Genomic DNA, 16041 nt, shown 5'->3' with positions numbered 1-16041 from the left:
GTTTTCTCCATTGCCGGGAAGCGCCGGCGCGCTAGGCCTGGCTTTCGTGTCGCCATGCGCCAATGAGGCGCGGAAGCCATTTGCCGTCCGCATAGAGCTCGACGCCGGAAAGCCGGCCGCTCGTCGCGTGCAACATGAGGCGCGGGCCGCAGACAAGGCCGACATGCGTCGGGAGCGCATAGGCGCGGAAGAGCAGGACGTCGAATTCGCGGGCCTGGCTCGGCTCGATCCGCCGCCACGGCCCGGCCTCGCTTTCGCCGACCGCGAGCGCCGCGATCTCTTGGCTTTCCTGCGTCGAGGCGTAGCGGCCCGCGAGCGGGTTAAGCGCCACGCCGAGATGCTCGGCATAGGCGAGGCAGATGAGCCCCCAGCAATCGACGCCCGCGCGCGAGCGGCCGCCGTCGAGGAAAGGGAGGCCGACGAAACCGGCCGACCAATGCGGCGTCACAGGCTTAGGGTTTCCTGCTTTGGAGGCTTTGGCGCCTCGACAAAGAGATCGGGGCGCGCCAGCGCGTCGGCGATGCGACGGCAGGCAATGTCAAAATATTTCGGCTCGATCTCGATTCCAGTGAACTTGCGGCCGAGCTTCACGGCCGCGACGCCGGTCGTGCCGGATCCCATAAAAGGATCAAGGATTGTGCGAGCGTCTTCCGGCAGATGGCCGATGCACCAACGCATAACCTCGATTGGCTTCTGCGTTGGGTGGTCGCCGCGCGGCTCGTTATTTTGCCGCAGCATTCCATTCCATCTGAATTGAATGCGCCGCACAGCCTTTCGCATATTTGTCCAAGCGAGCTCGCAGTCCGCAAATTCGCCCGTGTTGAGCTTGTCCCAAACGAGCCAACACGACGTCGGCGGAAGATCATAATAGTTTCCGCCGAATACGATTGCGCTTTTCGATAAGCGAATCGCCGCATCAATTTCCGCCTGCTTTACTTCCTTGTCCCAATCGGCCCGGCCATAGTCTTTTGGCTTCGCCAGCTTACCGGAGCCAATCGTCCCGCGAGCCGCCGCATTGATGCCATAGGGGGGGGTCCGTTACGAGCGCGTCGAAACGCCCAAGCGTCGGCAAAATCTCGCGGCAGTCGCCATTGTAGAGCGTCACGCCCTCGGCGAGTTTCTCGATACGTTGAGAGCTCACGCGTTCGGGATCCCAAAGAGGCCGGGAAAGCGTTGCTTGGTCGCCTTGCGGCCGAATTGCCGCGAGGCGTAGTCGTCGAAAGAAAGGTCGAGCGTCACGCTTTGCGCGTCGTAGCCGGCATGAATGACGCGCAGCCAGTTGAAGGCCTGAAAAACGACGTCGGGCGAAGAGGCGAGCACAAGCTCGATTTTCACGGTCGCGCGCGTTTCCAACCCGCGCAAGGCCGTCACCATGTCGGCGCCCGTATTGTCGAAGACGAGCGCGGCGCGCGGGGGCGTTTCCTTTTTGTCGTCGGGCACGATCGCGCCCTTGAGCGCGAAAACGAATTCGAGGCCGCGTGAACGCGTCCCATAGCGCAGCGGCTCGATCGACAGGCGGTCGGCGGAATCGGACGAAAAGCGCAGCGGCTCGGAAAGCGAGGCGTGAGAGAGCGTGACGAGCGCGACTTGAACCTCGTCGGACTCGCGCGCATAGGCCGCGCCGCGAACGTCGAGCGGCACATATTGCGCCATTACGGGAGAACCTCGAGGGCGAGCGAGCAGCGCCAGGAAGAGCCGACCGAGGCGAATTGCGGCGCCGAAGCGAAGCGCACAAGCAAATGCGACGAGACGAGCAGCGGCGTTCCGTCCGCGCGCGTGATCACGGTTTTGTCAGCGCGCAGCAACGGGGCGTTATGGGCGAGCGGATTAGGGAAAGAGAAAACCCGCGCACCGCCGAGCGTTTCCTCGGCGTAAAACCGATCGAGGCGCGCGCGATCGGCGAAGTCAAGCATGAGCGTCCCGGCCAGGGACGCGACTCCCGTCGCCGTGCGGCGGCGCACCTTGCCGGGGCCGGTTTGCATCTGCGCGCGCAAGAGCGAGTCGGGCATAGCGCCCGATAGCGCGTCGCGCAGGAAAGAGCAGGGGAGCTGCGCAGGCCAGCGAATAACCGCCATTGTCACCAATCCGAGAGGGGTTGACGCATGCCGTATTGGCGCATGGCCGGGAGAGATCCCGGCGCCGTGACGCCGCTAACCGCGCCCTCGGCAAAAACGACGTCGAGCCGGCGGCCGCCGCGCGAGTCGCGCGTTTGCTTGACGGCCGTCCCGGCGGGGGCGTTATGGACATTGACGACGAGCGGGCCGCCGCCCATGCTGCTCGCCACATTGGCTTGCTGGGCGCGGTTGAGGATGATCTCGCCAGGATGGGCGAGGATGGGAAAACCGCCATCCGGCGCGAGCGCGCCGCCCGCCGCATAGCGCGGCAAATGGGCGAGCGAGACGAGGCCGCCATCGGCGAAGGGGAACAGCCTCTTGAGGAAGCCGCCGAGGCCGCCAAGGCCTGCGCCCCCGCCGCCGCGCAGCGCCGCGCCAAGGAAGCCGAAGACGCCGCCCGGCGCGCCGTTCTGGCCCTGCGTTCCGAGCAGGCTTGCAAGCGGCCCCTCGCCGAGCAGCGCGGCTTTTAAAACGGCCTGCTCGATCGACTTGGCGAGGCTTTGCATCGTGTCTTGCAGCTTGCCCGTGCCCGTGGCGAGGCGCTCGATCGCGCTATAGGCCGTCTCGCCGAAAAATTTCATCTGGTCGTTTGCGGCGGCCTGCGTCTTCTTCGTCTCGTCGATCTGCGCGCGCACGGCCGCATGGCGATCGGCGAGCTGCGTCAGGTTGCGAATCTCGTCTTCGGTTAGCGGCTTGCCGCGTTCCTTGGCGATCTCTTCCGCTTTGGCGAGATCGAGCGCGCGCTCTTTCTCGGCGTTGCTCTTGCCCTCGGCGTCGGCCTCGGCCTGTAAAAGCCCGATGCTCTTTTCGAGGCTCTTGAGGTAGTCGCCGAGCTCGTCTTTTTCCGCCTTACCGGCGCGCGCGCGGCCGCCGCCGCGAGCTTTTGGGGCGGCCCTGCCGAGCCCTTCCGGCCTGGACGGCGGGAGGGGCGTGTTTTCGATCGTAATATCGGGCAGCTTGACAGCGCCGCGCGGCGCGCCATCCAATCCGAGGGCGTGCTCATAGTCGGAAATCGAGCGACCCTGCGCGCCGACGGCCGCCGCCCGCTCGCCGAGCCCGACAGCGTTCGTCAGCGCCGACACAAAATTCGTGACGCCCCGCACGCCGGCGGCGATCCAGTCGACGAGCTTCGCCCAAGCCGAAACGACATTGAGCGAAAGGCGCGCCAACTCTTCAACGGCAGGGTTCAGCGCGCGCGAAAGATGATCGCTTGCGGTCGCCAGCTCTTGGGAAACCTGCTTCTGCGCCGTCAAAATGTCATCCGACCAGATCCGGCCAGTTTCTTCGCTTTTCGACGCGAGCTCGTCGACCGTCACCACGCCGTCGCGCAGATTTTCCGCGATCTTGCGGCCAGAGTCGCCCCATACTTCCGTCGCCGCGTTCACGGCTTCCGTGCGGGCCTGATTGGCGTCGAGCGCGCGCCCCTGATTCTGGAGCTCTTGCGCGGCGTCATAATAATCCTTCACGAGCTGCAGCGCGGCGCGGTGCATCTCGTCGAGCGTCGTCGCCTCGGCGGCGAGGTTTTTCGCGGCCGTGTCGTGGCCGAGCACGTCGGAAAGATTATTGGCGCGCTGCGCAATGCGCGATTGCCCGCCGTCGAGGCCGAGCGCCGAGAAATTGTCGACCTGGCCGGCGAGCGTCTGCCCGGCGTGTTGAATCGCTTTCTCGGCGTCCTCGACCGTGAGGCGCAGGCGCGTCGCGTAATTGATCCACACTTGAAAGAGCTGGCCCGAAACGCCCGCGCCGCCCGCGCCCTCGTTTATCTTTTCGAGCTCGTTATATGTCCCGACGAGCTCATGAAAGGCGGCGAGCGCAACGCCCGCGCCGGCGGCGAGCGGCGCGAAGCGGGCGAGGATCGGCAGAAGCTTTTCAAACGTCCCGCGCACGCCGCCAAACGCCTGCGTAAGCTGGCCGCCCTGCTGCATGAGGATCGTCATTGGCGACGCGCCCGTCGAGAGCGACGCGACGACGTCATTGACGGTATAGGTCAGCGCCAGGCTTTCGTTGCGCGTGAGGGCGAGCGCGCCGGCGGCGCCCGTCGAGCTCGTTTGCAACCGCTGGAAACGCTCACGCGCGAGGTCGACCGAGCGCGACATAGCCTCGGAAACCTCAAGCCCACGGGCGCGCGCCGCGGCGACGAGCGCCTCGCCCTGCTCAAGTTTCTTGAGCGCCTTTTCGGCAGGGTCGAGCGACGCCGTATAGGCCGCCATACGCGATTGCACGCGCGTAAGCGAGCGCTCGACGACGGTTTGCGCGCGGGCGAGCAGCTCGGCCGAGTCGGCCGCGCTCGCCTCATTCGCGCCGAGCGCGCGCATATCGGACGCGGCCTTGTCAAAGCCGGTCGTTACCGCGCGCAGCTCGATTGTTTCGCGAATATTGTCGACCAAGTCTTTACCTCAACAAAACGAGGATCGCGGGTTGGCGCAGCATCTTGACCGAGCCGGAACGCCGCCGCAGCGACACGCCCTTGCCGGCGGCCCATTTGTGCAAGGCCGTCGTCGTTTCTTCCGGCTCGGCGTAAGTGAATTTTATCCGCGCCGCGTCGCCGAAGCGGGCGGCGGCGGCCTGCGCGACGGCCTGGTAAACATGGCCGGGCGCGTAGCCTTTCGCGCCGCGCTCGATCTTGCGCGCATAAGGCACGGTCGGGACGAAAAGCGCCTCGCGCGCGCCCACGGCGTCGCGCGGATCGAGCGAGGCGACGCCGTCGACATACATTCGCATCGAGTCGCGATAGGCGCCGGAAAGGCGCGGGCCGGCGTTGCGCAGCGTCTCGAAAATGAAATCGACGGCCGCATAACCGACCGACCAGCGCGCGACGACGATCGACGAGGCCTTGACGCTGGAAAAGGTCGCCGCCCGCGCGCCGTCGACGACGAGATCGTAAGGCAGTCGCCGGCCGGCGGCCGCCGCATTCTCGGCGTCTGTCTGCGCAATCCGTTTCGCAGCCAGGCGCGCGAAGGCCTGCGCGCGCGCCGCTTCCGAAAAGGCCGGGAGCTCGACAAGCGTGCGCTCGGATATGATCGGGAAGCGCCGAATAATCGGCATTGCGTCACGCGATCCCTAGCCGCTCGGCCTCGGCCAAAGCAGCGCGATAGTCGTCGATCTCGCCCTTTGTCGCCTCGGCCTCGCCGCCATGCGCCCGCGTAAAGCCGCGAATGACGGCGGCGAATTCCTTGAGCGTCATTCGGTCGACGGCTCGCGGGCCGAGTCCGATGGCCCCGCCGGCTTCATAGAAGGGGGAGAGGTCGCCGGGGGCGCGCTCGCTTCCTTCTCCCCCTCGCCTTTTGGGACGTCAACGCCGTCGATAAAGGCCGAGATGATCGACGCCGCAAGCGCGACATGGATGCGCTTTGGGCCGGCGTCGACGTAACGCTCGATCAGCATGTCGGCGTCAACCTCGGAAGCGCCGCCGCCCATGAGGCCGAGGCGGATCGTCTCGCGAACGTCGTCATAAAACCACGTTTCCGAGACGAGCCGCCCGAAGATCAGGGCGACGCCCGCGCGGCATAGCCGCTCGAGCTCGCCCAGCTCGCCGAGCCGCAACTCGAATTTCTGGCGGCGGCCGGCGAATTGCGCATAAACGCAAGTCTGTTTGTCGGTCATTTCTGCCTTTCGCTCTGGCTCAATCCAACCGCTCAAGGGCTACGGATTGACCGTCACGGTCGGCTTGCCCTGGCCGTGGAAAGTCATTTGACATTTGACGAGGCCGTTTTCGCTCTTGCTTTCCTTCCATTGCGTAATGAGGAAAGCCTGCTGCTCCGTCTCGCCGCCATTCGCGCCGGTGAGGTTTTTCTTGAGCTGCAGATTGATCGGCGCGCCGGAACGGAAGGCCGTCCGCAGCTGCACATAAGGCGCTTTCGTCGGATCGACGAGGCCGGAAGCGGTAATGTCCCAGGTGAGCATTTTTACGGTCGAGGTCCGCGTCGGAATGGCGGTCGGATCGTCGCAATCGGGCGCCATGGCGTCTTCCACCTCGGCGCCGTGGTCCGAGTCGATCGTCGTCAGAATGCAGGCGAAAGTGAAAGCCTCGGTCGGCGTCGCGCCGTCGCCGACGAGCAAGTAAAATTTCTGGCCGGCAAGCGGCTGGACAGGATTAACCATGGCTTAAAGCTCCTCTAGGCGGGGTCGGGATAGGGCGTCGCGTCGAAAAGCTCGCAAGCGAATTCGACGAAAACCTCATGAGGCTCGGTCGCGCCGACGACGTCGCCGCCGGCGATCGCGATAAAGCGGTCGATCGTGTGGCCGCCGGCGATGGCGATCTCTTTGCGGTCCAGCGCGAAGCGAACCGCATCGGCCAGGCTGCGCGCCTCGCCCGCGGCGAATCTCGTCGAGACGGCGTGAAAGCGCAGCGAGACGCCGAACCATGGCGAGCAGCCGGCTTCCTTGCCGCGCCAGTTGAAGCCGGCCAGAAAGACGTAAGGCGTCACGACGTCGGCCGCGTCGCCGCGCGAGTCGCGCGGGACGGTTTCATAGACGCGCGGGCCGCAGAAGGCGGCGACGCCGGCGTCGGCCTTGAGCGCGTCGATCGCGGCCGTCTTGAGCGCGTTGAGCGCGTCGCTCATGGGCTTTCGCCGGCGACAGCGGCCGAGGCCTCGGCGGCCCCTTCCGGATCTTCGACGCGCTTGCCCTTGCCCTGCGCCTCGATCTGCTCGATATGCGCGCGCGGCGCTAGATGGATTCCCGGCTGATAAACCTTATTGACGGCGGGCGTGCAGACGACGAGCGCCTCTTGCGTTACCTCGACTTTCATTCCCTTGCCTTTCGGGTTAGCCGCCGATTCTCATGACGGCCGTCAATTCGATATGACGGCGAGCGGCGTCGGGGAGGTTGACGTTATCAATCGCCCAATCGCCGTCACTTGAGGCGCTCGGCGCGATATTCGGCCCGGTGATCTTGAGGCGATCGCCGATCGAGATCGTCCGCGTCTGCGCATTGGCGTAAACGCGCAGCGTCACGACGTTCATATTTTCGAGAAAGCCGCCCTCGGCCTGGTTGAAGCCGTTTTTTTGCTTGAGCGCCGCCCGCGCCGTGAAGGCCTCCGCATAGTCGCCGCGCGACGCGCCGCCAGGGTTTCCGCCGACGACGGCGCGGCGCATGACGGCGATGCGATAGCGCATGGATCCGGCGAGCATTAATCGAGCACCATTTGAGCGAGAGACGACGGCGCGCGAGGGGCGCGGGACGCGCCGAGCCATTCCTCGATCTCGCGCTCTGACAAGTCCGGTGCATCGCCGGCGGTGAAAACGCGCAGAAGGGAAGCCAGAAAAGCCGCGATCATGTATTCGGCGCGCGGTGCGGCATGAGCAGCGCGGCGACGCCGAGCGGGAGCTCTTGCAAATTCGAGCCGAAACCCGTCGTCGCTTCGCGGTTTTGGTAGAAATGCGAGACGAGCAAAAGGGCGGCCTGGCGGATCGCCGCCGGGATGTCGGCCGCGTTGTCGCCATAGCCGAGGCGCGCGGTAATGCGCCAAGCCGCCTCGTCGACGTCATAGCGCGGCCAGGCCGTCCCGTCCGCGACGCGAATAAGCGTCGCCTCTTTTGTCACCTGGCGCGTTACGGCGCTCGCCGTGAAATCCACATAGGCGCCGTTTTGCAGATACTCGACTTTCGTCACGGCCTGGAGCGGCGCGCGCGTGAGCAAAAAGCCCGTCCTCGGCGTATGGCCGCGCATATATGGATTTCCAGCGAGCGGCGACGGCTCGGGCGCGGTGAATTGCCAGGATTGCGAGAGCAGGGGCCGCCCGATTACCCCGTTTTCGAGATCGAGCAGCGCCGTCACGGCGTCGACGATGGCCGTCAGCAAAATGTCGTCGTCGTTGAAATCGACCGTATTGGTTTGACGCTTGGCCTCGGCGAGCGAGACGATCGGCGTCGCGGATTTCGTGACGAGGGACCAGAGCCCGGCCATGTCGACGCCCTCGCTTTACTGACCGTCGCCGGCGGGCGCAGCCTCGGCCGCCGGCGCAGCGTCAACGGCGATCGCGGCCTCGGCCGCCGGCGCAGCCGCGGCGGCCGCCTTCCGGCCTTTCGGCGCGGCCGCGGCGGCGAGCTGCGCCTCAAGATCCGCGACGCGCGCATTTGCGGCCGCGAGATCCATCTCGCGCGAGGCATGGCCCAACTGCGCGGCCTCAAGCGCGCCCTCCAGCTCGACGCCGCGCGCCTTGAGCGCCTCGATCTCGGCCCCGCCCGACGTCGCGCCGAGCTGCTCGGCGAGCGTCTCGGCCTGGCGCTTGAATTCGTCGCGCTCTTCCGTGAGGGCGGAAATCTTCGCCTCATAGGCCGACTTGGCGTCGCCGAACGTGCGGGCGAAATCTGCCTTGAGCGCATCGTTAGCCTCGCGCGCGGCGATAAGCTCGGCGCGGGCCTCGTCGGCCGCCGCCCGATGAATGTCGCGCTCGGCGATCGCGGCCTCGGCTTCTTTCTTCGCGGCCTCGACGGCGGCCGCGGCGTCGATGATCGTCGCGGCCAGGCCGTCGCGACTGGCGCGCGTATCGTCGAGCGCGGCCGTCAAATCGCGGATCCGCTGCGCCGCGACGTCGCCGGCCGGGGCCTCGATCGCCATTCCGGCGGCGATCCACGCCTTTGCAACGTCGTCGGGGCGATCCGTCACGTCGCCAGGCGCGAGCGATTCCCGATCGCCCGCCCAAGGCGAAAGCATTTTGATTTTCATGATTGAGCCTCGCGCAAGCGAAGAGGGGAAGAGACGCGGCGGCGCGCGAACGCGCCGCCGGCGCGGCGATTAGGTCGCCGAGTGCTGAAAAGCCTTGATCGCGGGGAAAGCGGTCTGCGCCGCGTCCTTGGCGTCGATCATGCGGCCATCGGCGCGCGCCCAGCCCAAAAAGCCGACCTGGCCTTTCTTCCCGTAGGCGGAATCCGTGAAACGCAAAATCAGGACGTCCATGACGTCGCGGATCATGTTTTTCGAGAAATCGCCGAAGAGGATCGACTTGGCGTCGGCCGCCGGGACGGCCATATGCTGATTAATGACGATCGGGCGGCCCTCGATCTGATAGCCCGAAACGACGCCGCCGGCGAAAGCGGCCTCGACGCTCGGCAGGAAGATCGGGCGGCCGTTCGCGTCCTTGAGCTGCTTGATCTTCTTCCAAGTCGTGTCGTGCATCATCCACGTCGCATTGTCGCGGTAGGCGGGATCGACGGAATGGAAAAGCTCTTGGAAGAAATCATAGGCGAGCGAGGTCGTGTTTCCGACCGGGGCCGTATAACCGACCGGCGAGGCCGTCACGACGCCCTGCGGCTGGCCGACGCCGGAACCCGTCGTGAAATAGCGGTTTTGACCGCGAGCGATGCGGGTCGCCAGCCCCTTGAGCACGATCGCCTCGACGTTGACGGCCGCGTCCTGCAAAATTTCCATCGAGACGGGGATCGTCTTTGACGAAAACTTGTAGGCGCCGACACTGACAGAACCGAAAGCGAGGTCGTCGTCGCTCGCCGTCACGCCCTCGGCGACGATCTCGCCCTCGGCGGCCGTGTCGTCGATCGTGCCCCAGGAGAACGGATTGCCGCCGGCAGTCGAAAGGATCCACGCGACGGCGCGCATGCCGCCGAAGGCCTTGAGATATTCGAGAACGGTCGGCATGACGATCGTCGGGACGAAAACGCCGCCCGTCGCCGACGCGCCCTCGGCGACGTTCTGGATCCGCGAGCGGTTGCGCGGATCGTCGGCCGCGACGAGCGCCGACTCTTCCGTATTGAGCGCGCCGGCGCCATAGCGCAGCGCCTTGATAAAGGCCGCCTTTGCCTGTTTCACGCGATGCGTGTTTTCGTCGACAGAGCGGCCGTCTTCATTGCTCGCGGCGCGCGCGTTGAATTCGTCGGCCTCGTCGCCGGTGAGCGCGATCGCGTTATTGATGGCGGCGATCTGCGCGTCGACGCGCTCGATCTCGGCGAGTTTGGACTCGGCCTGCGCCTGAATTTCTTTCGTGAAATTCTCGGCCTTGGCGAGCGCCTGATATTCGGTCGCGAGGCGCGCGCGGTCCTCGCGAAGAGCCTGAATCGACTTTGCCATAACGGTTTCCTTTGGGGTTTACGCAGTCGGGAAGGCTTCGCCCCATGCGCGCCGACTGCTCGCCGCGCGTGAGGCGAAAGGGGTCAGGCGGCGGGGCCGAGGGCGATCAATTTCGCCATGCGCGCATGAAAGGCGCGACCCTCTTCGAAAGCCGCCTCGGCGTCGAGCGCGGATTTCGCGGCCGCGTTGAGATCCGGCGCATTCGCGAAGGCCGAGACGTCAAAACGATTGAGCGCCGAGGCCTTGGTTTTCTTTTCCATTTCGACGTCACAGAAGCCCTTGGCGACGGCGGTCGCGGAATCCATCCACGTTTCCGCGTCCATCATTGCGAGCAGCTCGTCGGCCGCGAGGCCGGTTTTCGCGCTGTAGTCGCCGGCGATCGCGGCGCCGACCTGGTCGAGCAGATCGGCCGAGCGGCGCATTTCCTTTGCGTCGCCCATGGCGAAGCCCCAAGGGTTGTGAATCATGACGAAAGCGCCCCTGGCGATGCGGATTTCGTCGGCGGCGAGCATGAGAAACGAGGCCGCGCTCGCGGCCAGGCCGTCGACATGCACGACGACGCGGGCCGAATGCTGCTCAAGCGCGGTTTTGATGGCGCGGGCCTCGAAAACGTCGCCGCCCGGCGAATTCAAATGCAGATTGATGGTTTTCGCCTCAAGGGCGGCGAGGCGCGGCGCGATCGTCGCCGAGTTAATCTGCCAATCGCACGGGCCGATTACGTCGTAAACGTAGAGATTGACGACGCCGGTTTCGTCCTCGTCGGGCGCGCCGGGCGCGTCGGAATCGCCGTCGCGGTCGGGATCCGCAGCCGCCGCATTGGCGAGCCAAAAGCCGCGCTGCGCCTTGGCCGGGTCGGCGATTGGCGCGTGACGGTTGTTTTCGAAAAGCTGCAAAAGACGGCGATGCATTGTCTTACCTCGCGCGGGCGCGGTTGCGGGATTTTCTCGGCTTGGCGGGCGCGGGGGCGGGCGGCTCTTGCTCCTGCGCCTCCTCCGCAGCCTCGTCGGCCGGCTCGGCGGCCTCATGCTCGCATTCGCCCGGCGCATTCCAGCAGACGAGCTCGTCGGCGCGCGGATCGTCGCGAAGGCCAATATTCAGGCGCGCGCGAACCTCGTTTTGAGACATTATGCCGGGGCCGTTATTGCCGCCGAGCGCCGTCCTATAGGCTTCCATGCGCGAGAGAAGATCGCCGCGCACGAAGGCCTCGCGGTCGAATTCGGCGACGAGCGAGTCGTCGCGAATGAGCTTGTAGTTAACCTCGTCCTCGATCGCCTGCAGATGCGGGCCGAGCGTGAAATCGAGGAAGCTTTGCGACATTTCCTCAAGGCCCTTGCCGAAGCTCGTCGCCTTGTCGAGCTGGCCGAGCAGATGCGGCGGAACGCCGAAAATGCGCGCAATGTCCTCGACGGAAAATTTGCGCGCTTCCAAGAGCTGCGCGTCGGCCGCGTTTATCTTGATCGGCTCGAATTTGCCGCCATCCGTGAGAACGGCCGGGCCGGCGAAGCGATTGGCGCCGCCGTGTTTCGCCATCCAATGATTACGGATCTCGTCGGCCTGGTCTTTCGCCTTCGAAATCCCGTTAGGGTAGGTAATATAGCCGTCAGGACTTGAGCCGTTGTCGAAATAGGACTTCGCGAAGGCGTCGGCCGAGATGCCGATTCCGACAGACATTGCGTAAGCCGTGAGCGGCGAAAAGGCCCGGAAAATCTGCCATTGCGTCGAGCCGGGAAAATGCATGACGTCGTCTTGATGCGCCGTAATCAGGCGGCCATCGTCGAGCGTGAGCGTATAGATTTGCGTTGGCTCGCCGAGGATACGGTCGAGGCGCACGCCGGCGCGCGTCCACGGCACGAAATGCAAGGCGATAGGCCGCGCGCCCTTGCGCTCGATCCATGTCACGCCGTTGCCGCTTAGCAGCATGTCGGAAACGGTCGAGCGCCAGAAAATCGACGGCGAGAGGCGCGGATTCGGGCGCTTGTCGATCAGTTTCGCGAGCGGGTGATCTTCCAGGCGCTCGCGGTGGCCTTTCGCGCCTTTCTTGTAAAGCGCGAAGGGGAGCATGGCGACGCAACCGGCGATCAGGAAAACGCAGCGGTAAACGGCCGAGTGCTGCAACGCCGAATCCGCCGAGACGCCAGGACGGGCGGGGCCGAAAAGCTTTTCGAACGCCAGCGGATCCGAGACCGGATAAGTCGCCGTCGTGCCGGCGTTCTGGATTTTGCCGCGCAGCTCGGCGAGCTCGTTTTCGAGGCGCGCCTCTTCCACCTGGCGCGCGAGGCGCTCGCGTTTCGAAAATCCGAACATGCGGGGGGTTCGCCTTTAGTAGTCGAGGAAGCCCGCGCCGGGTTGTTCCGGCGCGCTCAAAAGCGTCGCGTGGGCGATGATCGCGGCGACGATCCCGTCGATTTTCTCGCGGGATTTTTCCTTGTCGGGCGCGAAATTCATGTTTCGATCGAACCGCACGAAGGCGTTACCGGCCATCCACGTTAAAACCGGGTGATTCCCATGGTCGAGAGCGCCCGCGAAAACGAGTTTCTCGAAAACCTTGGTCGACTCGCCGAGCGACGGGATCCCCTGGCGCACTTTCAGGAAGCGCGAGGCCTCGACGCCTTCGTTTTGCAGATCCGTGACGAGTTTCGTCGCGTTCCACGGGTCGAAGCCGATACATTGAACGTCGAAGGCCTCGAGCGCCTCGCCGATCGCTGCTTGCAAATAGCTTTGATCGACATAATCGCCCGGCGTCGCCTCGAGCGCGCCGGATTTCAGCCATCGGTCATAAGCGACGCGATCGCGCTTTGACCGGACGTCGATATTTTCCTCGGGGCACCAGAAACGCGCGAAAAGCCGGACTTTGTCGGTCGTCTCGTCGGGCGGGAACCACGCCACAAGCGCCGTTATGTCCTGCGTCGACGAGACGTCGAAACCCAGGAAACACTTTTTGCCCGCGAGCTCGTTAACGCGACGCAGCCAGGCCTGCGGATCCGCGCAACAGGCCTGCCATTTCTTTGCCGGGATCCACTTAACCGCATTCTCAACCCATTGATTGAGATGGTAGCGGCGAAAATGCGACTCGGCGCGCGGGTTGTTTTTCGCGAGCGCGGCCTCGCGGCGCAGAAAGTCGATCGTCGGCGAGAGGCCGAGATTTGGATTCGCCTTGCGCCAAACCTCTTCGGCTTGCCAATCGTCTTCCTCGTCGGCCGCGAAGACAACGACGAGCGTCGACGGCTCATAGATCCCCGCGCCGTTATCGTTTTGCGGGTCGGGAGGCTCGATCGGCCCCTCGAGGATCTTGCGGCTTTCCTCCCAAAGCCCGAAACCGACCGCGGCCGACTTGAGGCCGGCCGTCGACGCGAAAAGCTCGATCGGCTGCAGGCGCGCGCCCATGCCTTGACGCAGCGTCGTCGCCAAATCGAGCGACTGCCATTCGTGCATTTCGTCGCCGACCGAAACAGTCGGCGAGCGGCCGTGTTTTCCTTCCGCCTTGCCCGTCAGCAAGTAAAAGCCCGACCGCGTTTGCGCGATAAACAGGCTTTTTCCGAAGGCCGTTACGCTCTTTGCAAGTCGCGCGTCTTGCGCGACCACGGCTTTCATTTTGTCGAGAACGATTTTCGCCTGTTTCTCGTCGCGCGCGAAGACGAAACCTTGCCCGCCGACGACGCCGTCGAGGGCGAAAAACAGCAAAGCGAGGCAGGCGAGAAACTCGGATTTTCCGTTTTTACGCGGAACCCACAGCATGAGGCGGCGGAAAAGCCGCACATGCTCGAAAGCCGGCTTTTGCGTCGCGGGGTCGATAACCTCGACCGGGACTTTCCAGCCGACGAGCAGCCGCGTCGTCACTTCCTGCCACAAGGACAAGTAGAACGGTTGCCCGGCGAAACGGTCCTCGGTTAGCCGGAAGACGCGCGGCCAGAGATCGACGATCGCGTCGGCCTTGGCGTAGTCAAACCACGCGCCAGGGACGCAGGCGGCGCGGCGCCAGGCGATCGACGGCCAGGCCCAGCCCTTTTCGCTCGCCTGGCGGATCCATTCCGGCTCGGGCCAGAGATCCGCGCCGGCCGAGGCCGTTATCGCCGCCGCCGAGCTGCTCGACCCCGCGATCGCGGCGGCGGTTGCGCTCATGCGTCACTGAAAACGGCCCGGCGGGGGCGAGTCGAAACGCCCCGCCGCGCCGATTATCTCGTCGTCGGCTTCCGGCGCGGCCGGCGCTTCCGGCGCGGTCGGGGCCTGGCCGGCGGAAGGCGCGCCGCCAAAGAGGCCGCCGAGCGGGTTTGCGGCCTGCGATTGCAGAAGCTTTAAGCGATCGGCCGGCGTGAGGCCGAAATTCTCGGCCATCTTCGCGACGATCGCGAAAGCCGTGTCGCGACGCTTGACGCTCGGATTGATGAAAGGCCGCGCCGCGCCCTCGCCGCCATAGGTTTTGACCGTCACGGCGTAGCCGTTTTTAAGAATGTCCTGCTGAGCCGTGACGAATTCGCCCGCGTAAACGCAGAAGAGCGAGAAAGTGAAGCGGTCGAGCTCGCCGAGAATATTCAAGCGCGAGAGTTTCGGGGCGTAGTCCCGCCAAACGCTAAGCGCGGCGGCGCAGCGCGGATCCGCAAGAAACGCCGGCGGCGAAAGCGCGCCGCCCGACTCGGCCGGAGTCGCGGCGAGCAGCTCGGCGATCGCCGTCGCCTCGGCCGCCTGGCGCTCGGCCTTCGTCATGCGCTTGCCGGGCGAGCCCTTTAGCGCCTGCGTTTCGGGACTGTCTTTGCGTCTTCCCATAAAAAAAACTCTTCCGCAAAAATATCGCGGAATTTTTCTCCGGGTTAGGCATCCGGTCGGGGGGAGGGGGCGGGGAGGTTTTACCGCCCCCCCTACCTTGCGGCGCGCTCTTCTGCCTGCTTCGCGCTGCTGTGATGCGGCGTGCAGAGGGATTGAAGCTCGCCATGCCAGAAGAGATCAGCGTCGCCGCGATGGGGTCTCACATGGTCGGCGACGGTCGCCGGCGTCATGACGCCTTGCGCCTTGCACATGCGGCAGAGCGGCTCGGCCTGCCTCTGCGCCTCGCTCTTGCGCCGCCACGCTTGCGAGCCATACCAAGCGCGCCACTCATTGCCGCGCCGGCGGCGCTCATATTCGGCGTTAGCCTCGCCCGGCGCGTCGCATCGGTAGGAAGGGCGCGCCGTCTTGGGCGAGGTTGCCATGTGGAAAGCTTCGCACTCAGGCCCGCTCGCGCAGGCCATGATTTGAGACGTTGGGCTTGATCGGACGCCGGCGGCATTGCTCCACAAGCTCAACGTGACCGGCTTCGATAACGAGTGGCGCCGATCCGCCGAATTTGTGCGTATCTAGTCGCAAGGCGCGGCCAGAGTCAACCCGCCACACCTCGCCGAGCTGCCCCGCCGCAGGCCCCTCGACAACCCGAACGACGTCGCCGACGCTTATTTTCGTCGGCTCGATCATTGCGCCGAGCGGGACGTTTCCCCTGTAAAATTCGATCATTGCGTCGGCGACGACGATCGGCCGAGCGCTATCTTTGGCGCATAGAACGCCGCGCGCTTTTGGCATGTGGGAAAGCGCCTCGACGAGCTCGGGCGTCATGAGCGACCGCACGAAAAGCAGCGGCCCGAAGCGCGAGATTTTGCGAATCACTTTCTCTCGGCGCGACGCCATAGATCCGACGCGCAGCCGCCGCGTCGCCGTCATCGTGTCGACCAGATGCAAGACTTTCGCATCGCCCAGCGCGCCCGCCGCCAGCGCCGCAGCGAGGGTTAGGGCGAGCGTGAATTCCTCGCCCTCAATCGCCTCGACGACATACCAAGCCGGCTCGATCGCCGCCTTTTCCCAAAACTTCCGGTTTAAATCCGCCGCGCGCTCTTGCGCCATCTGCTCGCCCTCATTCGCCCGTTTCGCCCTTAACGCC

Annotated in this window: 22 protein-coding genes; all 22 read right to left on the bottom strand. The window is 65.1% G+C overall.

Annotated features, from left to right (window positions below; translation table 11 throughout):
- Positions 1 to 31: 31 nt before the first annotated feature.
- Complete coding sequence (locus ACPFMJ_RS12050; RefSeq protein WP_424360259.1) at positions 32 to 448, bottom strand: C40 family peptidase; 417 nt, start codon at positions 446 to 448, stop codon at positions 32 to 34.
- Positions 445 to 738: a DNA methyltransferase gene (locus ACPFMJ_RS12045; protein WP_424360258.1), complete on the bottom strand. Its 294-nt coding sequence runs from the start codon at positions 736 to 738 to the stop codon at positions 445 to 447. The genes ACPFMJ_RS12050 and ACPFMJ_RS12045 overlap by 4 nt, the downstream gene beginning before the upstream one ends.
- A gap of 244 nt (positions 739 to 982) precedes the next feature.
- Entirely contained in the window at positions 983 to 1141 is a 159-nt protein-coding gene (locus ACPFMJ_RS12040; protein WP_424360257.1) for a hypothetical protein, read from the bottom strand.
- Positions 1138 to 1641: a hypothetical protein gene (locus ACPFMJ_RS12035; RefSeq protein WP_424360256.1), complete on the bottom strand. Its 504-nt coding sequence runs from the start codon at positions 1639 to 1641 to the stop codon at positions 1138 to 1140. The genes ACPFMJ_RS12040 and ACPFMJ_RS12035 overlap by 4 nt, the downstream gene beginning before the upstream one ends.
- An 11-nt stretch (positions 1642 to 1652) precedes the next feature.
- On the bottom strand, positions 1653 to 2075 hold the full coding sequence (locus ACPFMJ_RS12030) for a hypothetical protein (RefSeq protein ID WP_424360255.1): 423 nt from the start codon (positions 2073 to 2075) through the stop codon (positions 1653 to 1655).
- A 2-nt stretch (positions 2076 to 2077) separates the two neighbouring features.
- Positions 2078 to 4501 (bottom strand): phage tail length tape measure family protein, encoded by a 2424-nt coding sequence (locus ACPFMJ_RS12025; RefSeq protein WP_424360254.1) that lies wholly within the window; start codon positions 4499 to 4501, stop codon positions 2078 to 2080.
- Between the two features lie 4 nt (positions 4502 to 4505).
- Entirely contained in the window at positions 4506 to 5159 is a 654-nt protein-coding gene (locus ACPFMJ_RS12020) for a hypothetical protein (protein WP_424360253.1), read from the bottom strand.
- Between the two features lie 4 nt (positions 5160 to 5163).
- Positions 5164 to 5298 (bottom strand): hypothetical protein, encoded by a 135-nt coding sequence (locus tag ACPFMJ_RS12015; RefSeq protein WP_424360252.1) that lies wholly within the window; start codon positions 5296 to 5298, stop codon positions 5164 to 5166.
- On the bottom strand, positions 5295 to 5717 hold the full coding sequence (locus ACPFMJ_RS12010) for a gene transfer agent family protein (protein ID WP_424360251.1): 423 nt from the start codon (positions 5715 to 5717) through the stop codon (positions 5295 to 5297). The genes ACPFMJ_RS12015 and ACPFMJ_RS12010 overlap by 4 nt, the downstream gene beginning before the upstream one ends.
- Positions 5718 to 5756: 39 nt before the next feature.
- Positions 5757 to 6215, bottom strand: coding sequence for a phage tail tube protein (locus ACPFMJ_RS12005; RefSeq protein ID WP_424360250.1), 459 nt, complete (start codon positions 6213 to 6215; stop codon positions 5757 to 5759).
- A gap of 14 nt (positions 6216 to 6229) precedes the next feature.
- Positions 6230 to 6676, bottom strand: coding sequence for a tail completion protein gp17 (gene gp17, locus ACPFMJ_RS12000; RefSeq protein WP_424360249.1), 447 nt, complete (start codon positions 6674 to 6676; stop codon positions 6230 to 6232).
- Complete coding sequence (locus ACPFMJ_RS11995) at positions 6673 to 6864, bottom strand: hypothetical protein (protein WP_424360248.1); 192 nt, start codon at positions 6862 to 6864, stop codon at positions 6673 to 6675. The genes gp17 and ACPFMJ_RS11995 overlap by 4 nt, the downstream gene beginning before the upstream one ends.
- Before the next feature lie 16 nt (positions 6865 to 6880).
- Entirely contained in the window at positions 6881 to 7246 is a 366-nt protein-coding gene (locus tag ACPFMJ_RS11990) for a hypothetical protein (protein ID WP_424360247.1), read from the bottom strand.
- A gap of 142 nt (positions 7247 to 7388) precedes the next feature.
- A complete protein-coding gene (locus ACPFMJ_RS11985; RefSeq protein ID WP_424360246.1) occupies positions 7389 to 8021 on the bottom strand; it encodes a head-tail connector protein in 633 nt (210 codons plus the stop codon).
- 15 nt (positions 8022 to 8036) lie between these two features.
- Positions 8037 to 8783: a hypothetical protein gene (locus ACPFMJ_RS11980; protein ID WP_424360245.1), complete on the bottom strand. Its 747-nt coding sequence runs from the start codon at positions 8781 to 8783 to the stop codon at positions 8037 to 8039.
- Between the two features lie 69 nt (positions 8784 to 8852).
- Complete coding sequence (locus tag ACPFMJ_RS11975) at positions 8853 to 10139, bottom strand: phage major capsid protein (protein WP_424360244.1); 1287 nt, start codon at positions 10137 to 10139, stop codon at positions 8853 to 8855.
- 83 nt (positions 10140 to 10222) lie between these two features.
- Entirely contained in the window at positions 10223 to 11047 is an 825-nt protein-coding gene (locus ACPFMJ_RS11970) for a head maturation protease, ClpP-related (protein ID WP_424360243.1), read from the bottom strand.
- Positions 11048 to 11051: 4 nt separating this feature from the next.
- A complete protein-coding gene (locus ACPFMJ_RS11965) occupies positions 11052 to 12443 on the bottom strand; it encodes a phage portal protein (protein WP_424360242.1) in 1392 nt (463 codons plus the stop codon).
- Between the two features lie 15 nt (positions 12444 to 12458).
- Positions 12459 to 14258: a terminase large subunit gene (locus ACPFMJ_RS11960; protein WP_424360241.1), complete on the bottom strand. Its 1800-nt coding sequence runs from the start codon at positions 14256 to 14258 to the stop codon at positions 12459 to 12461.
- Positions 14259 to 14261: 3 nt separating this feature from the next.
- Positions 14262 to 14900 (bottom strand): phage terminase small subunit P27 family, encoded by a 639-nt coding sequence (locus tag ACPFMJ_RS11955; protein ID WP_424360240.1) that lies wholly within the window; start codon positions 14898 to 14900, stop codon positions 14262 to 14264.
- A 92-nt stretch (positions 14901 to 14992) separates the two neighbouring features.
- Positions 14993 to 15322, bottom strand: a complete 330-nt coding sequence (locus ACPFMJ_RS11950) for an HNH endonuclease (RefSeq protein WP_424360239.1) — start codon at positions 15320 to 15322, stop codon at positions 14993 to 14995.
- 16 nt (positions 15323 to 15338) lie between these two features.
- Positions 15339 to 16004 carry a transcription termination/antitermination protein NusG gene (nusG, locus tag ACPFMJ_RS11945; protein ID WP_424360238.1) on the bottom strand — a complete coding sequence of 222 codons (666 nt, stop codon included), beginning with the start codon at positions 16002 to 16004 and terminating at the stop codon, positions 15339 to 15341.
- Between the last annotated feature and the right edge of the window lie 37 nt (positions 16005 to 16041).

Origin of the sequence: Methylocystis parvus (assembly GCF_049675845.1) — a bacterium.
Taxonomy (GTDB): Bacteria; Pseudomonadota; Alphaproteobacteria; order Rhizobiales; family Beijerinckiaceae; genus Methylocystis; species Methylocystis parvus_A.
Note: the sequence above shows the minus strand (reverse complement) of the source record. Positions and strands in the feature narration are given on the sequence as shown.

Bases quoted from the DNA above. Each gene is read 5' to 3' on its own strand.
- ACPFMJ_RS12045 (WP_424360258.1), bottom strand. From the start codon at position 738: ATGCTGCGGCAAAATAACGAGCCGCGCGGCGACCACCCAACGCAGAAG.
- ACPFMJ_RS12030 (WP_424360255.1), bottom strand. From the start codon at position 2,075: ATGGCGGTTATTCGCTGGCCTGCGCAGCTCCCCTGCTCTTTCCTGCGC.
- ACPFMJ_RS12020 (WP_424360253.1), bottom strand. From the start codon at position 5,159: ATGCCGATTATTCGGCGCTTCCCGATCATATCCGAGCGCACGCTTGTC.
- ACPFMJ_RS12015 (WP_424360252.1), bottom strand. From the start codon at position 5,298: ATGACGCTCAAGGAATTCGCCGCCGTCATTCGCGGCTTTACGCGGGCG.
- ACPFMJ_RS12010 (WP_424360251.1), bottom strand. From the start codon at position 5,717: ATGACCGACAAACAGACTTGCGTTTATGCGCAATTCGCCGGCCGCCGC.
- ACPFMJ_RS12005 (WP_424360250.1), bottom strand. From the start codon at position 6,215: ATGGTTAATCCTGTCCAGCCGCTTGCCGGCCAGAAATTTTACTTGCTC.
- gp17 (WP_424360249.1), bottom strand. From the start codon at position 6,676: ATGAGCGACGCGCTCAACGCGCTCAAGACGGCCGCGATCGACGCGCTC.
- ACPFMJ_RS11995 (WP_424360248.1), bottom strand. From the start codon at position 6,864: ATGAAAGTCGAGGTAACGCAAGAGGCGCTCGTCGTCTGCACGCCCGCC.
- ACPFMJ_RS11990 (WP_424360247.1), bottom strand. From the start codon at position 7,246: ATGCTCGCCGGATCCATGCGCTATCGCATCGCCGTCATGCGCCGCGCC.
- ACPFMJ_RS11985 (WP_424360246.1), bottom strand. From the start codon at position 8,021: ATGGCCGGGCTCTGGTCCCTCGTCACGAAATCCGCGACGCCGATCGTC.
- ACPFMJ_RS11980 (WP_424360245.1), bottom strand. From the start codon at position 8,783: ATGAAAATCAAAATGCTTTCGCCTTGGGCGGGCGATCGGGAATCGCTC.
- ACPFMJ_RS11975 (WP_424360244.1), bottom strand. From the start codon at position 10,139: ATGGCAAAGTCGATTCAGGCTCTTCGCGAGGACCGCGCGCGCCTCGCG.
- ACPFMJ_RS11970 (WP_424360243.1), bottom strand. From the start codon at position 11,047: ATGCATCGCCGTCTTTTGCAGCTTTTCGAAAACAACCGTCACGCGCCA.
- ACPFMJ_RS11965 (WP_424360242.1), bottom strand. From the start codon at position 12,443: ATGTTCGGATTTTCGAAACGCGAGCGCCTCGCGCGCCAGGTGGAAGAG.
- ACPFMJ_RS11960 (WP_424360241.1), bottom strand. From the start codon at position 14,258: ATGAGCGCAACCGCCGCCGCGATCGCGGGGTCGAGCAGCTCGGCGGCG.
- ACPFMJ_RS11955 (WP_424360240.1), bottom strand. From the start codon at position 14,900: ATGGGAAGACGCAAAGACAGTCCCGAAACGCAGGCGCTAAAGGGCTCG.
- ACPFMJ_RS11950 (WP_424360239.1), bottom strand. From the start codon at position 15,322: ATGGCAACCTCGCCCAAGACGGCGCGCCCTTCCTACCGATGCGACGCG.
- nusG (WP_424360238.1), bottom strand. From the start codon at position 16,004: ATGGCGCAAGAGCGCGCGGCGGATTTAAACCGGAAGTTTTGGGAAAAG.